This window comes from Bacillus sp. CH140a_4T, from assembly GCF_008923725.1.
Classification (GTDB): Bacteria; Bacillota; Bacilli; order Bacillales; family Bacillaceae_G; genus Bacillus_A.
The window spans coordinates 175365-194542 of the sequence record NZ_WBPF01000021.1 but is presented as its reverse complement, the minus strand read 5'-3'; the positions used below and the strand labels follow the sequence as shown (position 1 = coordinate 194542).

The window sequence follows — 19178 nt, the reverse complement described above, 5'->3', positions numbered from 1 at the left end:
AACAGGTCCAACGGGAGCAACAGGTCTAACAGGAGCAACAGGATCAACTGGTGCAACTGGTGGCGGAGCTATTATTCCGTTTGCTTCGGGTACAACACCAGCTGCGTTAGTTAATGCATTAATAGCTAATACAGGAACCCTTCTTGGATTTGGATTTAGTCAGCCTGGCGCAGCATTAACAGGTGGAACTGATATCACATTATCTTTAGGAGTAGGTGATTATGCATTTGTAGCACCACGTGCAGGAACTATTACGTCATTAGCAGGTTTCTTTAGTGCAACAGCTGCATTGGCTCCATTAGCACCTGTTCAAGTTCAGATGCAAATATTAATTGCACCTGCAGCAAGTAATACGTTTACAGTTCAAGGAGCACCTCTATTATTAACACCAGCATTTGCTACAATAGCTATTTTTGATACAGCATCAGGCATCGTACCTGAAGCTATACCAGTAGCTGCTGGAGATAAAATACTACTGTATGTTTCGTTAACAGCGGCAAGTCCAATAGCTGCAGTAGCTGGATTTGTAAGTGCAGGTATTAATATCGTCTAACTTGTTACAATATTTGTTTGAAATTTGAACTGACATTTGTATATAGCCCTTACTAATTTTATTAGGGAGGGCTATATTTTTGCGGGAATTGGTTGATAAATCAATTGGAAAGTTACTATTTTTTAAGTTGGTAAAATATGATTTTTAATTTATGAAATAAATTAATTGGCTTGAAAAATTATCCATACATAAAAAAAGGCTGAACTCTATTAATAATAGAATTCAGCCTTTAAATAAACTATATACTATGGGGGTAAACAGTTTATTGTGAGTGATGAAATTTCATTGCCAAATAAACTATTTGTTCTTATTACAGTTACATCCTTTTTTCTTTACATAGCCTCGCTCGGCTAAATCTCTTTGTGATTGGGAATTGGAAGATTGAGAATTCGAAGACTGAGAGTATGCTGATGAACTACTATTTTTATTATGAGAGTAGTTTTTTCGATAGTTATAATTATTCATAGTACTATCACCTCCAATTAAATATATAAATAGTATATGTATGTACTCTATTAATTGTTACGATAAAAAATCTCCTAGGTATTTTCCAAGGAGATAAATAGTTATTTATTTTTGATATAAATCAATATCCCCAATAAAGAGGAAAATAATAAGAATCATGATAGTATAGATTTTGTTGTTGAGTAGGGGGCAGAGTTGGATGGCTTTTTATTTCGCGGTTTTGATTACAGTTTGCAGGAGGACCAATTACTGTAGTGGATTGAATAGGAGATACCGCTTGTTTCCATTGTTGTTCATCGAGACAGTAAGTATGAGCCATTATATTAGCGGGAGTTAATCTTAAAATATCAGAACCAAAAATAACTTCTGGGGTTGGGGCGTCGAAAATAGCTAATAAATGAGTGCCATCTGCTGTAGCAATTTCATAATGCCACCACGCTTGTGGGATGTTGGCAACTTGCCCTGGTTTTATCGGTAAGTTTAATATTTGATTAGTAAAAGGATTTAGTAAAGAAGCAACAGCGGATCCTGAAATACAGTAAACAAGTTCAGCTGCATTTTGATGAATATGCGGCTCTATAACATTTCCTGTACTTAAATAGATATCTAATAAAGAAGTATTTTTTAACGTATTTAATTGTTTCATGCCAAGTACGTTTATATAATTTTGTGCATCTTTCTGAAAAAAATTACTTTCACTTACATCATGAGTGAAAGTAGTTGAGGGGGAAGTGTAGTCGATATTAGAAGTCATTTGTATTACCCGCCTTTCTATAAGTAAGTTAGGTTACAAAATTAGGGTATGTGTCTAGTCTTTATTTTGTGCAGTTGTCGGCAGCTTAATAAATTCGCTTATTCCATAAAGAATAAGGTATTAAGATTAAACTATATTCGTATTCCCGTTCATACTTTGGATTGATGGAAAAAAGTAATGAAAGTGTTAATTTAAAATTACATCAATCATTTATAAGGAGTGAATGTCCATGTCATTTAGTGAAATGATTAGAAATGAAGTGCTCAGCTGGGCGGGTGTTTCTGAAAAAACGCATCGATTTGGTGGCATTGAAATAAATTATGGTAAGAAGGAACTTGGTCATCTGCATGGTGATAAGTTGGTTGATTTACCATTTCCAAAGTTAAAGCGAGATGAATTAGTGAACCAAGGGTTGGTAAAACCACATCATGTATTACCTGAATCAGGTTGGATAAGTTATTATATAAAGAGTGAAGAGGATATTCCATTTGCAATTGAGCTATTCCGTATGCAATATGACCGAATAAAAAAGTAATGAAATAAAATAGAGTAATAAAAAAATTTATGTCACATCCCTCCTTAATCGTTCGTCTTGTATGTAGAACGGATAAGGAGGGATTTTATTATGAAAAATTTTGATGTAGCTATTGTTGGTGGTGGGCTTGCTGGATTAACAGCATCTATATATTTAGCGAAAGCTGGAAAGAAAGTTATTGTATTAGAAAAGTCAGGTCACTTCGGTGGTCGAGGGATGACTATAAATAAAAATGGCATTTGTATGAATCTTGGTGCACATGCTTTATATAGAGGTGGAGAAGCGCTTATAACTTTTAATGAGCTCGGTATGAATCTACCGGGTGGAATCCCATCTACAAAAGCACATGGAATATGGAAAGGGGATATTTTCACCATCCCAACAGATTTTCGCTCTATTTTATCTACACCGTTACTTTCATGGTCTGCAAAAGTACAGTTCTCTCGTCTTATGATCCATTTAGGAAATTTAGATGTAGGAAAAGTTCCCAAAATGAGTCTAACTACATGGGCAGAAAATGAAATTAAAGATCCAATGGTTCGAAATATATTTTATGCATTATGCCGAACGACAACATATACGTATGCTCCTACAATACAATTAGCATCTTCCGTACTAAAGCAAATACAGCTTTCAATGAAAGAAGGAGTACTTTATGTAGATGGTGGTTGGGAGACGATAATAAAAAATTTAAGGAATATAGCAAGTACCAGTGGTGTGCAATTTCTAGCTAAAAAGCATGTGTTGAAAATAGAGTATTGTGAAGGGAAACAAAGAATACAATGTTTTGACGATGAAGTATTTGAAGCAGAGGCAGTCATTGTAACAACTCCGCCGAAAGAGGCTTGTAAAATTATAAAAGGTGCAGAAAGAACAAGTTTGCAAAAATGGAGTGAACAATCTATACCAGTGACCGTAGCAGCATTAGATATTGGTTTAAAACAATTGACGAACCCTTTGCATCATTTTGCATTGGGGCTAGATCAACCTATATTTTTCACAAATCAATCGAGAGCAGCTAAATTAAGTGAAAATGGATCAATTGCAGTGAGTCTAATTAAGTATCATAACCCTGTACTAGAGCTGAATCAAATTCAAGATGATAAAGAGCAGTTAGAAAATACGATGGAATTGTTACATCCGAATTGGGAAAGGGAAGTAGTTGCAAAGCAATATTTACCGAAAATAACAGTAGTACATGATTTTCCTCATATTAACCGTGTTGAAAATCCCGGTCCTAATATACCTGAAATGCCAGGTGTTTATGTAGCAGGAGATTGGGCAGGGCATGATGAAATATTAGCTGATGCTGCAGTAGCAAGCGGAAAACGTGCAGCGTTACACATTTTATAGCAATTCGAAAGTGGGGCAGTACATCATGGAAACGGAGCAGTTATATGAAGCGTATCAACCATTATTATTTTCATTAGCATACAGAATCCTTGGGAGTGTTATGGATGCTGAGGATATCGTTCATGACGTTTTTATCTCGTTAAATAATATAGAGGACGTTCAATCTATAGAAAATATGAAAGCATATTTATGTAAAATGGTAACAAATCGCTCAATTGATAAATTACGTTCGGCAGCACATAAACGGAACGTATATGTCGGAATGTGGTTACCAGAACCATTTGTGGAAGAGACCGATGACCCATCAGAGTCATTTGTAATGAAAGAATCAATTTCTACGGCATATTTATTACTTTTACAACAACTGAATGAGGTAGAGAGGGTTGTTTTCATATTAAGAGAGATTTTCAGTTATGACTACGAAGAAATCGCTTCAATTGTAGATAAGAGTAGTGTGAATTGCCGAAAAATCTTTCAACGTGCACGAAAAAGTATTTTAGATAAGCCGAAGCAGTCAAAGTTAAGTACGAAAAAAATGGCTGCTTATGTTGAAAAGTTTGTATCATCATTACAGTGTGGGGATGCGCAAGGCATGTTAGAAGTATTAAAAACAGATGCAATATTGAAAGCAGATGGTGGGGGTAAAGTTACAACTGCAATTCATCCAATTTACTCTGCAGATAGAATTATACGTTTATTCTTTGGAATTGGGAAGAAGTTCCCGCCAGTGTACAATGTTGAGTATAAGATAGTAAATGGCGCCCCAGGTGTTATTGTTAAAGTGAAAAATAAAGTGACTTATGTGCTTTCATTTACATTTGAGAATGAAAAAATCGCAAACATTTATATGATGGTTAATCCTGAAAAACTTATGCACTTAAATGTAATAGTATAAAAAAGACGCATTTCTTTAGAAGTGCGTCTTTTTTACTATTTCTCTAACATTTCAAGAGGTACATCTTTTTCGCCGGCTACCTCAAATTTAATTTCCCCGTCTTCTTCATAAATACGTGAAATAATCGGTATAGTAATCATTAATTTTTTATGCTGTTTGCGCTTTCGAGCAGCATCTAAGCTAATCACGTTCATTGTAAGCATCCTTTCTTCTAGAAATATATAAACAAAAGAAAATGCGTCCGGAAAGGGCGCTTAATTGAATTTGAAATACCAATTCATTTAATTGGGGTTTATATTTTTTAATAACTGCAATTGAATTAAAAATAGTATGAATGGAATAATTGCACGTAGAAATTAACTTTACCAAAAAACGAAACAATATGCTATAAAAAAATTCAAATCTTTGTCATATAACGAGAAAAAGGTTCTTGTTTCGCATATAATGAAAGTAGACGGGCAGCAAGAGCTTTTTCATCATATTGCTTTGGAAAGGCGATGAAAAGAATGGATACGTTAGATTCATTATTATTTCAACTTGAACAATATGGAGAAGAGCATGATCGAAATAAAAAAACACGGGAAGAAAAATTACGGAATATTTCTCGTGAGATGGGGCAGTTTTTATCAATTTTAGCAAAAGGGTGTCGCGCAAAAAACATTTTAGAAATTGGAACTTCTAATGGTTATTCTACATTGTGGTTAGCTAACGCGGTAGAAGAAACAAATGGAAATGTAACAACTGTAGAGCTTTCTTCAGAACGAGTTGGAGAGGCACTTGTTAATTTTGAAAAGGCAAACCTTATACAAAGGATTGATGTTCATAATCAAGAAGCAGGGGCATTTTTAGATGCGCAGCTAGATCATTCATTTGATTTTATTTTCCTAGATTCAGAGCGTACGCAATACATGTGGTGGCTTGAGCATATAAAGCGCATTTTACAACCAAAAGGTATTCTTGTTGTTGACAATGCAACTTCTCATGCAAGTGAATTAGCCGAGTTTAGAAAAATAATTGAAGAAGATGAAATGTTTGAAACGGTGTTATTGGCATTTCAAAATGGAGCATTTGTAGCGCGTAAGAAGAAATAAGATAGAGCGTAATATAATTATCACATTGAAAAAGGGTGTATGTCAAAAGATTCAGAGTAGGATAGGAAGAACATAGTTTTTATACGTAACATACGAAGAATCCGCCTTCAGCATGTTGTTCTCTAGGTCTTAAGTCTGAGGAAAATTATGTTGATTACAGGTATACTTATAGTAAGAAACAGGGAATGACTGCATAAGCAGGCATTTCAAAAAAATCGATTTCAAGCAGTCAGAATGTATATGAAATACGATATAATAGATGAAATATAGTGCATATAAATTCGCACATATAAATAAAGGAGCGATTTTGTTGACTGAACTCGAGAAAAAAGAACCTGTATCCATTGTGAAAGATAGTAATGTGGAAGTAGTAGTAGATACAGTAATAAAAGATCAAGAATTAGAGGAACTGAATAAAGAAGCTGATCTTTATGTACAAAAGTTAAATAGCGAGCAAAATACAGATTTATCAAAAGTATTGTCACAGCTAGGAGATTTAGGGGATAAAGAGCAACAAGCAGCAGGACAAACGTTATCAGCATTAAAACGTCCTGTAACAGCGATGATGAATGGAAAGAACGAAGAAATTCCAAATACATTGTTAGAATTACGTAAAGTGGTATCAGAGCTTGATCCGAATTCATTAAAAGCAAGTGGTATGAAGAAAATTATGTTTAAAGTATTCAAGAAAAATCCACTTGAAACATATGTGCATAAATATCAATCTATAGATAAGCAAATTGAGGAGATTATAAGATCCCTTCTAATTGGTCGTGACAACTTACAAGAAGATACAGTTGGTCTTGAAATGCTTAAAGAACAATCGCACGATAAAATTCACGCTCTTGATAAACAAGTATACTTAGGAAGAAAACTCGCTGGCATGCTGGAAGCTGAGAAACAAAATCCAGAACGTCAAAGAGATATTCCATTAATTAACGATGCATTAGAAAAAATTCTTGTACGTACACGTAATATGCAGCAAGCGAAAAGTGTGCTATTACAATCTATCGCATCTGTAGACATTATTAAGAAAAATAATGAAAAGTTAACAGAGGCAATTCGTAATGCAATTACGATGACGCAAAACGTTGTAACGGTTTCAGCTGCTATCCAGCTAGCATTAACAAATCAACGTAAAACAATTGATGCAGTGAATGCGACAAATGAAGCAATTGAATCAATGGTATTAAGTAACTCACAAGCATTAAAACAAAATACAGAAGAAACAACAAAACTTCTTGAAAATCCTGCTATTAGCATGGATAAATTACGTGAATCATTCCAAAATGTATTTGCTGCGATTGAAGCTTCTGAGAAATCATCAGAACGTATTATCGAGTCAAGTAAGAAGTTTGTTATTGAACTAGACACATTTAATGATGAAATGAAACAAAAACTCATCCAGCGTCCAAGGAAATAACAGACTTTTAGAGGAGGTGAAAAAATGAGTTTCATTCAAACAGTATTAGTACTATTGGGTACATTGCTTTTAATCGCATTTACTGTCGTTGTTTTAGTTGTATATTTCGGACGTAAACTGTATTTTTCTTGGACGAAACCATATAAAAGAGCACACGATTCTTTAGATAAGTTATCGAATAAATCATTACCGTTTCTACAAGAATTTACACAACACCCACTCTTTTATCGCTGGATTCGTACGGAAGGAAAGAAAGAACAATATACATTAAACACGCTTTTCTGTGCATCGGGTCAACGTACGAGAGAGCAAGTATTCTCAATGTTACCGAAAGAAAAACAGAAAAAAGTACATGTAATGGCAAAAACAACGAAAAAACTTACAAATGAAGATATTGATGTAGCGGCGATGAAAGTAAAAGATTTTTTAAGACAAGAAACGCAGCAAACAGTAAAACCGACAGACTTATCGTTTTATAAATTGTATTTCTATGATCGATATCCAGATGCATTAAATACAATTCAAGCGTATAAACGCTCAATAAATCCTTCATTACAAAGAACGGTTGATGATATTACAATTTCAGTATTAAATGCCTTGCCGTATTATCAGGAGCAGCGTATGTTTGAGCAACAACATAAACTTGAAACGTTCTTAATGAAAGATTTAACAGCGATGCTTTCGTTAGTCGTACAATTACCACCTTCACAACGACCAGAAAAAGAAGAAGAACTAAAAATCTACTTGCAAAATTTCCAAAAAGAAATGGAAGTAGTTGAGCGAGACATTCGTGACTCAATTGATCACGATTTGAATGTGAAGATGAGAGCAGCGACTGAGAAGTTTAAGAATAAATAAAAAAGGCGCCTTAAAGCTATAATACTTGGCTTTTAAGGCGTTTTTTATTAGGTGTTATTTTGCTTTAATTGTAGTTTTACTAGAAGGGGTACTTTCATTATGCAATCGATCAACTGCAGTTACTACATACGTATACGTTTCTCCAGAAATAGCCGTTTTATCTACATAAATCTCTCCAGGTTTTGTTTTTCTTACAGTAGTAAGTAAATTTTTGGGGTTTTGTATATCCACTTCATTTTTTCCATTCACACGGTAAATGGCGTAATAAGCAGAGTCATTCTCTCTATTGTCAATGATACCTACAGCAATACCTTCATCCCGTGGAATCGCACCTTTTAAAGTCGGTTGTTTAGGTGGATCATGATCAAGCCAAGGCATAGGCGGGATTAGTGCAGGGTGTTTATATATGTCATTTGCGAGTCTATCTTTAACTCCAAGTGGATTGTTATTCATATCTTTTAAGCTGAAATGCATACTACCTTTTATCTCAGGATATAACCGATTTAATCCAATTTGTTTTGGGTATTCTTCTGGATCAGACCAAGCTGGGACAGAATTATTATTAATTTTATAGGCCGCCTGACCGATGTATAGGTGAATCGGTTTATTATTTGTTTCTTTTACCCACCAATCTACTAAAATGTCATATGCAGCTGGTGTGAAACCAATATTCCAATATATTTGCGGTGTCATGTAATCAATATACTCTTTTTGTATCCATTCACGTGTATCGGCATAAAGGTCATCATAGTTTCTTTGACCTGCAGTTGTGTTAGAGCCAGTTGGATCGTCAGCTATATTTCGCCATACGCCGAACGGACTTATACCAAACTTTACATATGATTTTTCTTGTTTTATAGCAGTATTTAAATCTCTTACAAGTTCATTTACATTGTCACGTCGCCAATCCTCTATATTTGTAAATCTACCGTTATTATATGTTTCGTACGTTTTTTGATCGGGGAATTGTTCACCCGCCACTTTATATGGATAAAAATAATCATCCATATGTAACGCATCAACATCGTAATTTTGTACAATTTCTAAAGCACCTTCAGTTATAAATTTTTTCACTTCTGGAATGCCAGGGTTGTAATATAATTTCCCGCCATAAGGTACAACCCAATCAGGGTGCTGTTTTGCAGGGTGATTATTCGCTAATCGATTTATATCAGTGTGATTCATCGTTATTCGGTATGGATTAATCCATGCGTGGAATTCTATATTTCTTTTATGAGCTTCTTTAATCATAAATGCGAGCGGGTCATATCCAGGGTCTTTTCCTTGTGTACCCGTAATGTATTCAGACCAAGGACCGTAATTGGAAGGATAAAAAGCATCAGCAGTTGGTTTTATTTGTACAACGACTGCATTCATACCAGTGTTTTTTACATCGTCTAATAATCTAATAAACTCTTGTTTTTGATTTTCGATAGGTAAGCCAGTTTTTGAGGGCCAATCAATATTAAGAACAGATGCAATCCATACAGCACGTAATTCATGTTTTTTGTACGTAGTATTTACTTCGGCATAAGTAGAATGAGGGGAAATGAAAGAGAAAGGGATGAACAAGATGACGATACAACATATCATTAATAAACGTTTTATGATCATTTATACGCCTCCCTATTATATGGTTAATTAATATGATATCCGAGGTAAGGTTGTTCTTACAATTGAGAAAAATAAATATTGAAACATTAATTTAATAGGAAAAATATTTTTAGTGAAATTTACTTTCATTATAACTAAATCGTTTCATTACTTCATATGCTTGTTAGTAAAGTGAAACTTCCTTTCATTTGAAGGGGAATAAATTATAAGTATAGGAGGATTAATAAATGAAAGTATTGTTCGTTTGTTCTGGAGGAATGTCCAGTGCAATTGTTGTAAACGCTTTAAAAAAGGAAGCGGAGAAAAAAGGTGTAAACATGGAAGTCCATGCGATTGGAACAAGTGAGGTAGAGGAAGAAGTAAAAAATGGCTGGGACGTTGTAATGGTTGCACCTCAAGTCAGACATAGATTTGATTCTGTTAAAAAATTTGCAGAAGAGGAATCTATCCCGTGCGGTATCATACCGCCGCAAGCATACACGCCGCTTGGTGGACCGACTTTATTAAAAACTGTAAATGATTTAATTAGTTAGGGGGAAGCGTTATGAATAAGTTTGTCACGTTTCTTGATAAAAATTTATCTGGACCGATGGCAAGGCTTTCTGAACAGAGGCATTTACAAGCAATCCGTGATGGAGTTATTTCTGCATTACCATTTATTATTGTAGGAAGTTTCTTTTTAATCGTAGCATTTCCACCATTACCGAAAGATAGTTTCATATCTGTTTGGGCATTAAAAAATCAAACGAGTATATTAATACCATATCGTTTAACGATGTTTATTATGTCTTTATATATAGCATTTGGAATAGGATATAATTTAGCGAAAAGTTATAAGCTAGATGCTTTATCAGGGGCACAGCTTGCAGTATGTTCATTACTATTAACATTAACGCCTGAATTAATTGATAAAAAAGGATTTATGCTTCCGATGACAAATCTCGGAGGCCATGGATTATTCGTGACGATGATTGTATCTATTTTATCAGTGGAGATTTTAAGGTTTTGTAAGCAGAAAAACGTAACGATCAAAATGCCAGAACAAGTACCACCATCAGTAGCGCGTTCGTTTGAAGCACTTATACCTGCTGCTTTCGTTATTATTATTATGAGTCTTATTACTGTCGTTTTTAAAGTGGATGTACATTACGTTGTGGATAAATTAGCAGCACCGTTAGTTAAAGCTGGTGATAGTTACTTTGGTGTTATCATCCCTGTATTTTTAATTACATTTTTCTGGTCTTTCGGGATACATGGTGTATCCGTTGTAGGTACTGTAGCAAGGCCTCTTTGGGATGTGTATTTAGGGAAGAACGGTGAAGCTGTAGCAAGTGGTGCAAGTCACTTTCCATTCATTGCACCAGAGCCGTTTTATCAATGGTTTATTTGGATTGGTGGTTCGGGTGCTACGTTAGGACTTGTGTTAGCTATGATTGTATTTGGACGATCAAAATATTCGAAAGCATTATCGAGAACTTGTATAGTACCCGGCATTTTTAATATTAATGAACCAGTTATATTCGGTTTACCAATTGTCCTGAATCCAATCTTAATTATTCCATTCGTTATTACACCGCTAGTAACAGCTACTATAGCTTATTCTGCAACTGCAATGGGATTTGTAACGCCAACTCATATTATGCCGCCGTGGACATTACCAGCTCCAATTGGTGCATATTTAGCTACAGGAGGAGATTGGCGTGCGGTAGTATTAGTTCTAATAAATATAGCAATATCATTCCTTATTTATCTACCATTCTTTAAAATGTACGACAAAAATATGCTTGAAATTGAAAAGAATGGAGACGGAGAATCTGTTAATTCATAAGTTTTATACTATATGTATGAGTGATAGGTATTTTGCCTATCACTTCTTTCACATGAAGTCCAGAGAGGGTGAAATGGAATGAATATAAAATTTAGTTATAAAGGTGTATTTTTATTATTATTTGGAGTGATATGTGCGAATTTCCTTTTTGTACCTTTATTAAGAATGCTACATCTATCACAAATGCATAGTATATGGCTTGTTACAAGCATTGCGGCCAGTATTTTGCTTACAGTAGTTGTTTCTTTTATTGATGGATCGTTTGCATCAAAGACTCAGTTGTTTTTTAGGTTTATATTATTTTCGATCGGTTGTACGTTTGTAACTTACATGATTGTTTTTTAGTAAATAGGAGGTTATGCATGTTATGTATATTGCAGGGGTAATGTCCGGTACATCGTTAGACGGAATAGATGTAGCACTCGTTCATATAGAAGGGAGTGGTGTAGAGTCTAAGGTCAAACTTATACATTTTACTACAGTTCCATTTTGTAATGAAATGAAAAATGAAATACAACAATCATTATCAATACAAAATTCGAATGTCCAGCTCATATGCAGTTTAAATTTTAAGCTCGGTTTATGTTTTGCCAACGCTGTAAAGGAAGTTTGTAAAGATGTCAATTTTCCTTTGAAACAATTAGATGTAATTGGTTCTCACGGACAAACAATTTATCATCAGCCAAAGCAAGATGGTACTATGATTCCTTCTACATTGCAAATTGGAGAACCCGCAGTTATAGCGTATGAAACGAATACGACGGTTATTTCTAATTTTCGAACGATGGACATGGCAGCAGGGGGACAAGGTGCGCCACTTGTGCCATATTCAGAGGTCATTTTGTATCGTCATCCAATTAAAAATAGACTACTACAAAATATTGGTGGGATTGGTAATGTTACCGTAATACCAAGTCACCTTAGTGATAAGAGTGTTATAGCTTTTGATACTGGTCCAGGGAATATGATAATTGATGAAGTATGTCAAAGGTTATTTCAGTTGCCATATGATCAAAATGGTAAGATGGCAAATCAGGGAGCAGTAGTAGAAGAAATTTTGACATATTGTATGGCTCATCCATTTTTGAAAATGAATCCACCGAAATCAACTGGTAGAGAACAGTTTGGAGAAGAATTTGTCAGTGAATTATTGAAGCGATTTGAAAAGCATAGTAAAGAAAATATATTGACAACTGTTACAATGTTTACAGCAAGTTCAATTGTTCATCACTATAAGGAGTTTATTCTGCCGTATTATGAAATCGATGAAGTGATTTTAGGTGGTGGCGGTAGTTATAATCGTACACTTGTTGATATGATACGATGTGGATTGAAGGATGAAAGATGTACAATATTCATTCAAGAAGATATAGGCTTTTCTTCAGAGGCGAAAGAAGCGATTGCCTTTGCAATTTTAGCAAACGAAACGTATCATCGTAATCCGAGTAATGTCCCAAGTGCAACAGGTGCAAAGCAATCTGTAGTTTTAGGGAATATAACATTCCCTCCAATAAGATGATGAAAATGAGGTGAATATATGGAGTATATGATTGGAGTAGACGGCGGGGGAACGAAGACAGAAGCAATTGCATTTGATCAAGACGGAAATGAACTTGTAAGGGCTACAAGTGGTTTTGGAAATATATTAATAGATTTTGAAGAAGCTCTTGTACATATTATGGAAGTGATTGATCAATGTCAAAAAGGTTTATTAAATGGGGATTGCGCTTGTATTTGTTTAGGATTAGCGGGTGTAAGTGGAGCAAATACAGATGAATTAACATTACGTCTAAAAAAGAAGTACGGAACACCAATTGAAGTTTTTAATGACGCAATGATTGCACATGCAGCTGCTTTAAAAGGGAAAGATGGTATTTTAACGATTGGCGGTACAGGCGCGATTTGTCTTGGAAAGAAAGGAGAAGTGTACGAGTATAGCGGTGGATGGGGACATATTTTAGGAGATGAAGGAAGTGGATATTGGATTGCGTTACAAGGTTTAAAGAGAATGGCAAATCAATTTGATCAAGGAGTTGCACTTTGCCCATTAAGCTTAAGGATTCAAGATGAGTTTCAACTTTTGACGTCATCTCATATAAAAAGACTAGTTTATAGTTCTTCAAAAGATAAAGTTGCAGCAATCGCACCACTCATTATTGAGGAAGCGAGAAATGGGATTGATGACGCACGTGAAATAATTCTACAAGCTGCTAAGGAATTAACGAGAATTACGGTGAATATTTACAATAAGATGCAGTTTAATATATCCACTTCAATTGCAGTAAGTGGCAGCATATTGTGTTTAGTACCTGAAATTTATGCTGAATTTAAGAAATGCTGTGAGAAAAGTATAGGTGACGCTACATTTGTACCACAATCAGAACTAGCAGTGAAAGGAACATATTATTTAATGAAGAATAAATATTTTAAAATATAACTGTATGAGAATATTTGTATGATTTGTAAATATATGATGTTAAAATGTATAAAGGGATGTGGATAAAAAGTACAATATACATAGTTCTTGAATATTGTATATGTATTCCTATGTAGAAAGTGAATGATTATATGATTAATAGTATGCAGTTTTTGTATTTGGTGGCTTCTTATTTATTTGGAAACATATTGACTGCTTATATAGTAACAAAGTGGAGACATAACGTTGATATTCGAGATGAAGGAAGCGGGAATCCTGGCGCAAGAAATATGGGGCGTGTATATGGAAAAGGGTATTTCGTCGCTACATTTTTAGGTGATGCAATTAAAGGGGCAATCGTAGTTTCTGTTGCAAAATACCTTTTTGAAGATTCTATATTCATAATGTTAGCTTTGCTGGCTGTTTTACTTGGACATATTTACCCAATTTTATTTAAAGGCAAGGGTGGAAAAGGCATATCAACTTTTATTGGAGGATTAATCGCATTTGATTATTTGATAGCGCTTACTCTCATTGCTGTTTTCATTATATTTTATTTAATCTTTAAAGGGTTTACTAAGCCAGGATTAATTACAATCGCTTGTTTACCAGTTTGCATGATTTTGTATTCTTACTCTATTGTTACGACTATTTTAAGTGCACTTATTATTGTACTTATTTTATATGTAAACCGAGAATGAAATGAACTTTTTATAAGTGGAGTTAAACTCCACTTATAATTTTTATTAAATATATGAAGGAGATACAACATGGGGTTAATTTATAAAGTTGCTGATCAAGATTGGGAATTTGAAAGTATACATCAATTGAATTATAAAACTTTTGTAGAAGAAATTCCGCAACATGAAGAAACGAAAGAGCGTGTTCGTATAGATCGCTTTCATGAAGAAAATACATATTTAATTTGTTTAGATGATGATAAGTTAGTAGGAATGGTCGCGTTGCGAGGAAAACGACCATTCTCGTTAGATTATAAAATTTCAAATTTAGATTTTTATTTGCAAGAATATGGAGAAAATGTATATGAAATTCGTTTACTTTCAGTAGAACGTGAATATCGAAATGGAAGAGCGTTGTTAGGTTTAATTCGCTTTTTACATCGTTATTTGCTTCTAAATGGATATGAATTGGCACTCATTTCTGCTACAACACGTGAACTACCTTTATATGAGCAAATGGGATTCAAAACTTTCCATACGTTAGTTGGTACAGAAGAAGCAGCCTTCCAGCCAATGTATGTTACTCCTGCTATGTTTGAAACGTCGAGTGTTGGAGGGATGATGACGAAAGAATATACGTTTTTACCTGGTCCAGTAGATATTGAAGACAATGTTCGAAAGGCATTTTCTACTAAGCCTATTTCGCATCGTTCTAAGTCATTTCAAGTGACGATGGAAAATGTGAAAAAACGTTTACTGCAAATGACGAAAGCAAAACGTGTGCAAATCATGTTAGGAACAGGGACGTTAGCGAATGATGCCATTGCTTTACAGTTACGTTCTTTAAAAGGAAAAGGACTAGTATTAACAAATGGGGAATTCGGTAATAGATTAGTTGGACAAGCAGCGCGCGCGCAATTACATTTTGATACGTATAAAAAAGTAATGGGAGAACCATTTATTTATACCGAATTAGAACAAATAATGGAAACTGGCAATTATGAATGGCTTTGGTTTGTTCACCATGAAACATCAACTGGAATGTTAAATGATTTAGACGAGCTAAATGTTTTATGTGAAAAGTATAAAGTGAAACTATGTGTGGATTGCATTAGCTCAATTGGAGCAATACCAATAGATTTGAAAGATTTATATTTTGCAAGCGGTGTTAGTGGAAAGGCAATTAAATCGTTTACTGGATTATCTTTCGTTTTTTATAATCACAATGTGAAAGTAAATGAGGCATTACCGGCCTATATGGACATTGGCATGTACGAAGAAAATGACAGTATTCCATATTCTCATTCATGGAATTTAATGTATGCATTGCAAGAAGCCTTAAAAAGATTTGATGATGAAATGGCATTTAAACAAATAAAAGAGACGTATGCATATATGGAACAAGCTATTACTACTATGGCTTTAAAACTTATTTCATCTAAAGAACATGCTGCGCCAATTATATTTACCATTCAATTAAATAAAGGTCTTTCTTCTAAAGCGTTAGGTGATGCGTTAGCGTTACAAGGATATATCCTCCATTATGAATCAGCGTATTTACAAAAGAATAACTGGATCCAAATTGCATGCCTAAATCATTACAAAGAACGTGATATGAAGAGAATGTTGAATTGTTTGCAAATGTGTGTATTACAGAGTTAGGTACATATATAAAGATTTTCACTTAATATACGTGGTTTCGTATAAAGGAGTTGCTACATACGAAAACTTAGGAATAGATCATTGGAAGAGGTGTTAGTATGATAACTAAAAAACTACCGTTACATATAGACGATATTAAAAAAGCTCAAAACATTCTAGACAGAAATGCTCGTAAAACGCCATTAGTAAAATCATTTTATTTGACTAGTAAAACAGGCGGAGAAATTCATTTGAAATTAGAAAATATGCAATTAACGGGTTCTTTTAAATTCCGTGGTGCATTTAATAAAATGTCACAACTATCACATCATGAAAAAGAGAGAGGAGTAATTGCTTGTTCTGCTGGTAATCACGCGCAGGGAATTGCTTTATCTGCTCATTTACTTGGTATTAAGAGCAAAATTGTGATGCCGATTTCTGCACCTCAGGCGAAAGTTGAAGCAACTAAAGGATATGGATCTGAAGTGGTTTTACATGGTGAAACCTTTGATGATGCGAAGGCAAAATGTGAGGAGATTATTAAGGAAACAGGTGAAACATACTTACATCCATATGACGATGTAGAAGTAATGGCTGGTCAAGGTACAATAGGATTAGATATTCTTGATGATATGTGGGATGTTGATACTGTCATTGTACCAATTGGCGGAGGTGGAATTATTTCTGGAATTGCTGTTGCATTAAAATCTTTTAATCCATCCATTAATATAATTGGTGTCCAAGCAGCCAATGTCCATGGGATGAAGGCATCTTATGACAAAGGCACAATTATAGAACATTATGAGGCACCTACTATAGCAGATGGTTGCGCAGTTAAAATACCAGGCGATTTAACTTTTGAAGTAGTAAAAGAATTAGTAGATGATATTGTAACAGTATCAGAAGGTGAATTAGAAGTAGCGATGAAAGACTTATTACAACGTGGTAAAGCTGTTGTAGAAGGGGCTGGTGCATTAGCTACTGCTGCTCTACTTGCAGGGAAAGTGGATCCATATATTAAAGAGAAAAAAGTAGTCGCGGTTATATCTGGTGGGAACGTAGACTTGCAGCGCATTTCGAGTGTTTGTGAGCAATTTTTTGTAGCCAATGAAGTGAAATAGTATTTTAAAAAATAGTGTTAAGAATGAGGAGCTAAGAGGATTGATCTTAGCTCTTTTTAATTATGTCTGTGTTGAAGTAAATAATGTCTCCATTTTTATTTTACTCTTTTCTCGAATTTCAGCGTCTGCGTGCCTCATTACAAATTTATGCGCTATAGCGATTGCTAAAACATCATCTAATAAGCCAATCCCAATAATAGCAGCTATATCTGGAATGAAGTCGATTGTTAATACGTAATAAGATAAAGCAGCTAATATGATAAATTTAGCTTTAGTAGGTAACCCTTTTTTTCTCATTGTGTAGTATAAAATAATACTTTCATAAACGCTAGATTTCCCGAGGTTTGCTGAGCTTTTTTTGAATTTTTTCCAAAGTGTCTGTTTCTCCATATAAACACTCCTTTTACAAAAACATAGATTTTTTAAAAGGATAGACAAAGAAGCGAGAAACTAATCAATTTTATTGTTTTTCTTATTGTATATTTCCATAAAAATAGGGAATTACCTGTACAAAATAATAGACTGATCAAAGTTACTTAAATTCACACAACCACCCTATTCATTAGGATAAAGATTCTGATATGTTTCCACTGTATGTTTGATTAAATTCTTTAAAACATCGATGTCGATATTAGATAGTTTATTAATATAAATACAAGCCTTACTTTTTGTGTGTTTACCAAAGTTTTCTAATAATTTTTCTCTTTCTTCACTTTCATAGGTCAAATAAAGACTTATTTTCGCTTTTCTTGGTGAAAAACCGACTAAAGGCGCATCCCCTTCACGCCCTGATGCATACTTATAGTGATAGCTACCAAAGCCTATAATACTAGGACCCCACATTTTGGCATCGTAACCCGTTACTTCTTCAAAAATTTCTAATAACTGATAGGCATCTGCCTTCTTCTTCTCATTTTCCACACTTTCAATAAATTCAATTACACTATTTTCAGTTTCTTTCATCTTCGGCTCATTCATATATACACCCACCTATTCTTTGAATAAATTTATCTTAACATAAAACTTAAAATCAGTATTCTAACCAAATGTATCCGTACAATACATATTTTTTTGTAATATGTTAATGTACATGTCGTAAACTATCCTATGACATCAATATTTCCTCTTTGTTTTGTAATGATTGCACAAACCCTATTTGCAGTTGTTCCTTCATATCTTTAGTTACAATTAGTTTCGGTATTTTATTCGAATTATGCAGCATTTCTCTAATCTCTTCGTCTAGTTCCCATATTCTGGCCATTCGTTATCAAGACCTAAACCTTAAAAAGCAATTAAAAATAAGGGGTGATGCATAGTATACATGACTAATTCATGGTCAAGAGCATCCAATGTGGTATGGACTGGGCTAGAAGTGCTGGAGGTACTACGGCCACAGTGGGCCATTATGAATAAGGGCCCACTAGAAAATCCCTTGTATGCAAGAGGATTTTGTTTTGGGGAATAGTAAGCGTGAGGGGAGGTGCATTACATATGGGAAAAGGAAGAAGTAATAATGCTGGTAAAAAGCAACCGAATTTCGATGATTCATCTAATTTCGCTAAACAAAGCCAACCAACAGAAAAAAAGAAAAAATAAGAAAAGGAGCTCTCTTGATATAGAGAGCTCCTTTTTAAGGTAAATTGATTGAATTATTAATTGTTCTAGTTGCAAGTTTAACGGTGGCATTATTTTAATTTCGTAAATAGGTCTATTTTTGGGGGAAGTAGGTAGTTCAATCCCTTCAGTTACATATGACTGCATAAATTTTTTATCATTTTTGAGTAAATCTTGTTTAAATTCACTTATCACATTTGTTTGAGATTTTGCCATAATAATTGAGGTCGATTGAAAATATAGTAAGGAAAATATGCAAAATATTTTTATGAATGTAGTGGTCAATTTCATCACCCTTTAACTATGCTTCCGTAAATTTGAAATATATATGTATAGG

General features: G+C 34.2%; 21 protein-coding genes and 1 pseudogene. 15 read left to right on the top strand and 7 right to left on the bottom strand.

The window, feature by feature from the left end:
- A partial coding sequence (locus tag F8162_RS22775; protein WP_318836126.1) for an exosporium glycoprotein BclB-related protein occupies nt 1-553 on the top strand: 553 nt, incomplete at its 5' end.
- Between the two features lie 586 nt (nt 554-1139).
- Here F8162_RS22775 and F8162_RS22770 read toward each other — a convergent pair.
- On the bottom strand, nt 1140-1772 hold the full coding sequence (locus F8162_RS22770; RefSeq protein WP_151630369.1) for a cupin domain-containing protein: 633 nt from the start codon (nt 1770-1772) through the stop codon (nt 1140-1142).
- 229 nt (nt 1773-2001) lie between these two features.
- On the opposite strand from F8162_RS22770, the gene F8162_RS22765 reads away from it, so the two are divergent.
- The 3 genes from F8162_RS22765 (at nt 2002) to F8162_RS22755 (ending at nt 4555) form a co-directional block, all read left to right on the top strand.
- Nucleotides 2002-2307 (top strand): luciferase family protein, encoded by a 306-nt coding sequence (locus F8162_RS22765; protein ID WP_151630370.1) that lies wholly within the window; start codon nt 2002-2004, stop codon nt 2305-2307.
- Between the two features lie 90 nt (nt 2308-2397).
- Nucleotides 2398-3660, top strand: coding sequence for a phytoene desaturase family protein (locus F8162_RS22760; RefSeq protein WP_151630371.1), 1263 nt, complete (start codon nt 2398-2400; stop codon nt 3658-3660).
- A gap of 25 nt (nt 3661-3685) precedes the next feature.
- On the top strand, nt 3686-4555 hold the full coding sequence (locus F8162_RS22755) for a sigma-70 family RNA polymerase sigma factor (protein WP_151630372.1): 870 nt from the start codon (nt 3686-3688) through the stop codon (nt 4553-4555).
- A gap of 35 nt (nt 4556-4590) precedes the next feature.
- Here F8162_RS22755 and F8162_RS28895 read toward each other — a convergent pair whose 3' ends face one another.
- Nucleotides 4591-4749 carry a hypothetical protein gene (locus F8162_RS28895; protein ID WP_001100983.1) on the bottom strand — a complete coding sequence of 53 codons (159 nt, stop codon included), beginning with the start codon at nt 4747-4749 and terminating at the stop codon, nt 4591-4593.
- A 303-nt stretch (nt 4750-5052) separates the two neighbouring features.
- Between F8162_RS28895 and F8162_RS22750 the strand changes: the two genes are divergently transcribed.
- The 3 genes from F8162_RS22750 (at nt 5053) to F8162_RS22740 (ending at nt 7927) form a co-directional block, all read left to right on the top strand.
- Nucleotides 5053-5646 (top strand): O-methyltransferase, encoded by a 594-nt coding sequence (locus F8162_RS22750; RefSeq protein WP_151630373.1) that lies wholly within the window; start codon nt 5053-5055, stop codon nt 5644-5646.
- Nucleotides 5647-5956: 310 nt separating this feature from the next.
- On the top strand, nt 5957-7069 hold the full coding sequence (locus tag F8162_RS22745) for a toxic anion resistance protein (protein ID WP_151630374.1): 1113 nt from the start codon (nt 5957-5959) through the stop codon (nt 7067-7069).
- Between the two features lie 24 nt (nt 7070-7093).
- Nucleotides 7094-7927 carry a DUF3974 domain-containing protein gene (locus tag F8162_RS22740; RefSeq protein ID WP_000008385.1) on the top strand — a complete coding sequence of 278 codons (834 nt, stop codon included), beginning with the start codon at nt 7094-7096 and terminating at the stop codon, nt 7925-7927.
- Nucleotides 7928-7981: 54 nt separating this feature from the next.
- On the opposite strand, the gene F8162_RS22735 is transcribed toward F8162_RS22740, so the two are convergent.
- On the bottom strand, nt 7982-9541 hold the full coding sequence (locus F8162_RS22735; RefSeq protein ID WP_151630375.1) for a glycoside hydrolase family 10 protein: 1560 nt from the start codon (nt 9539-9541) through the stop codon (nt 7982-7984).
- Nucleotides 9542-9768: 227 nt separating this feature from the next.
- Here F8162_RS22735 and F8162_RS22730 point away from each other — a divergent pair, with 227 nt between their 5' ends.
- The 8 genes from F8162_RS22730 to tdcB all read left to right on the top strand — a co-directional run bounded on the left by F8162_RS22730 (nt 9769) and on the right by tdcB (nt 17227).
- Entirely contained in the window at nt 9769-10074 is a 306-nt protein-coding gene (locus F8162_RS22730) for a PTS sugar transporter subunit IIB (protein ID WP_151630376.1), read from the top strand.
- Nucleotides 10075-10085: 11 nt separating this feature from the next.
- Entirely contained in the window at nt 10086-11369 is a 1284-nt protein-coding gene (locus tag F8162_RS22725) for a PTS sugar transporter subunit IIC (protein ID WP_151630377.1), read from the top strand.
- Nucleotides 11370-11447: 78 nt separating this feature from the next.
- The gene (locus F8162_RS22720; protein WP_151630378.1) at nt 11448-11714 is read left to right on the top strand and encodes a hypothetical protein; all 267 of its coding nucleotides are present in this window, start codon (nt 11448-11450) and stop codon (nt 11712-11714) included.
- A 22-nt stretch (nt 11715-11736) separates the two neighbouring features.
- Nucleotides 11737-12888 carry an anhydro-N-acetylmuramic acid kinase AnmK gene (anmK, locus tag F8162_RS22715; protein WP_151630379.1) on the top strand — a complete coding sequence of 384 codons (1152 nt, stop codon included), beginning with the start codon at nt 11737-11739 and terminating at the stop codon, nt 12886-12888.
- An 18-nt stretch (nt 12889-12906) separates the two neighbouring features.
- Nucleotides 12907-13806 (top strand): BadF/BadG/BcrA/BcrD ATPase family protein, encoded by a 900-nt coding sequence (locus F8162_RS22710; RefSeq protein ID WP_151630380.1) that lies wholly within the window; start codon nt 12907-12909, stop codon nt 13804-13806.
- Nucleotides 13807-13937: 131 nt separating this feature from the next.
- Nucleotides 13938-14486 (top strand): glycerol-3-phosphate 1-O-acyltransferase PlsY, encoded by a 549-nt coding sequence (gene plsY, locus F8162_RS22705; RefSeq protein ID WP_151630381.1) that lies wholly within the window; start codon nt 13938-13940, stop codon nt 14484-14486.
- Nucleotides 14487-14555: 69 nt separating this feature from the next.
- Nucleotides 14556-16127 carry an aminotransferase class V-fold PLP-dependent enzyme gene (locus F8162_RS22700; RefSeq protein WP_151630382.1) on the top strand — a complete coding sequence of 524 codons (1572 nt, stop codon included), beginning with the start codon at nt 14556-14558 and terminating at the stop codon, nt 16125-16127.
- A 98-nt stretch (nt 16128-16225) separates the two neighbouring features.
- A complete protein-coding gene (gene tdcB / locus F8162_RS22695; protein WP_151630383.1) occupies nt 16226-17227 on the top strand; it encodes a bifunctional threonine ammonia-lyase/L-serine ammonia-lyase TdcB in 1002 nt (333 codons plus the stop codon).
- A 60-nt stretch (nt 17228-17287) separates the two neighbouring features.
- On the opposite strand, the gene F8162_RS22690 is transcribed toward tdcB, so the two are convergent.
- The 4 genes and pseudogenes from F8162_RS22690 to F8162_RS29370 all read right to left on the bottom strand — a co-directional run.
- A complete protein-coding gene (locus F8162_RS22690) occupies nt 17288-17617 on the bottom strand; it encodes a YkvA family protein (RefSeq protein ID WP_098190468.1) in 330 nt (109 codons plus the stop codon).
- Nucleotides 17618-17782: 165 nt separating this feature from the next.
- Nucleotides 17783-18205: a DUF1801 domain-containing protein gene (locus tag F8162_RS22685; protein ID WP_151630384.1), complete on the bottom strand. Its 423-nt coding sequence runs from the start codon at nt 18203-18205 to the stop codon at nt 17783-17785.
- Nucleotides 18206-18332: 127 nt separating this feature from the next.
- Nucleotides 18333-18488 carry a hypothetical protein gene (locus F8162_RS22680; RefSeq protein WP_225990174.1) on the bottom strand — a complete coding sequence of 52 codons (156 nt, stop codon included), beginning with the start codon at nt 18486-18488 and terminating at the stop codon, nt 18333-18335.
- A gap of 419 nt (nt 18489-18907) precedes the next feature.
- Nucleotides 18908-19126: pseudogene (locus F8162_RS29370) on the bottom strand (hypothetical protein); the annotation flags it as partial.
- Between the last annotated feature and the right edge of the window lie 52 nt (nt 19127-19178).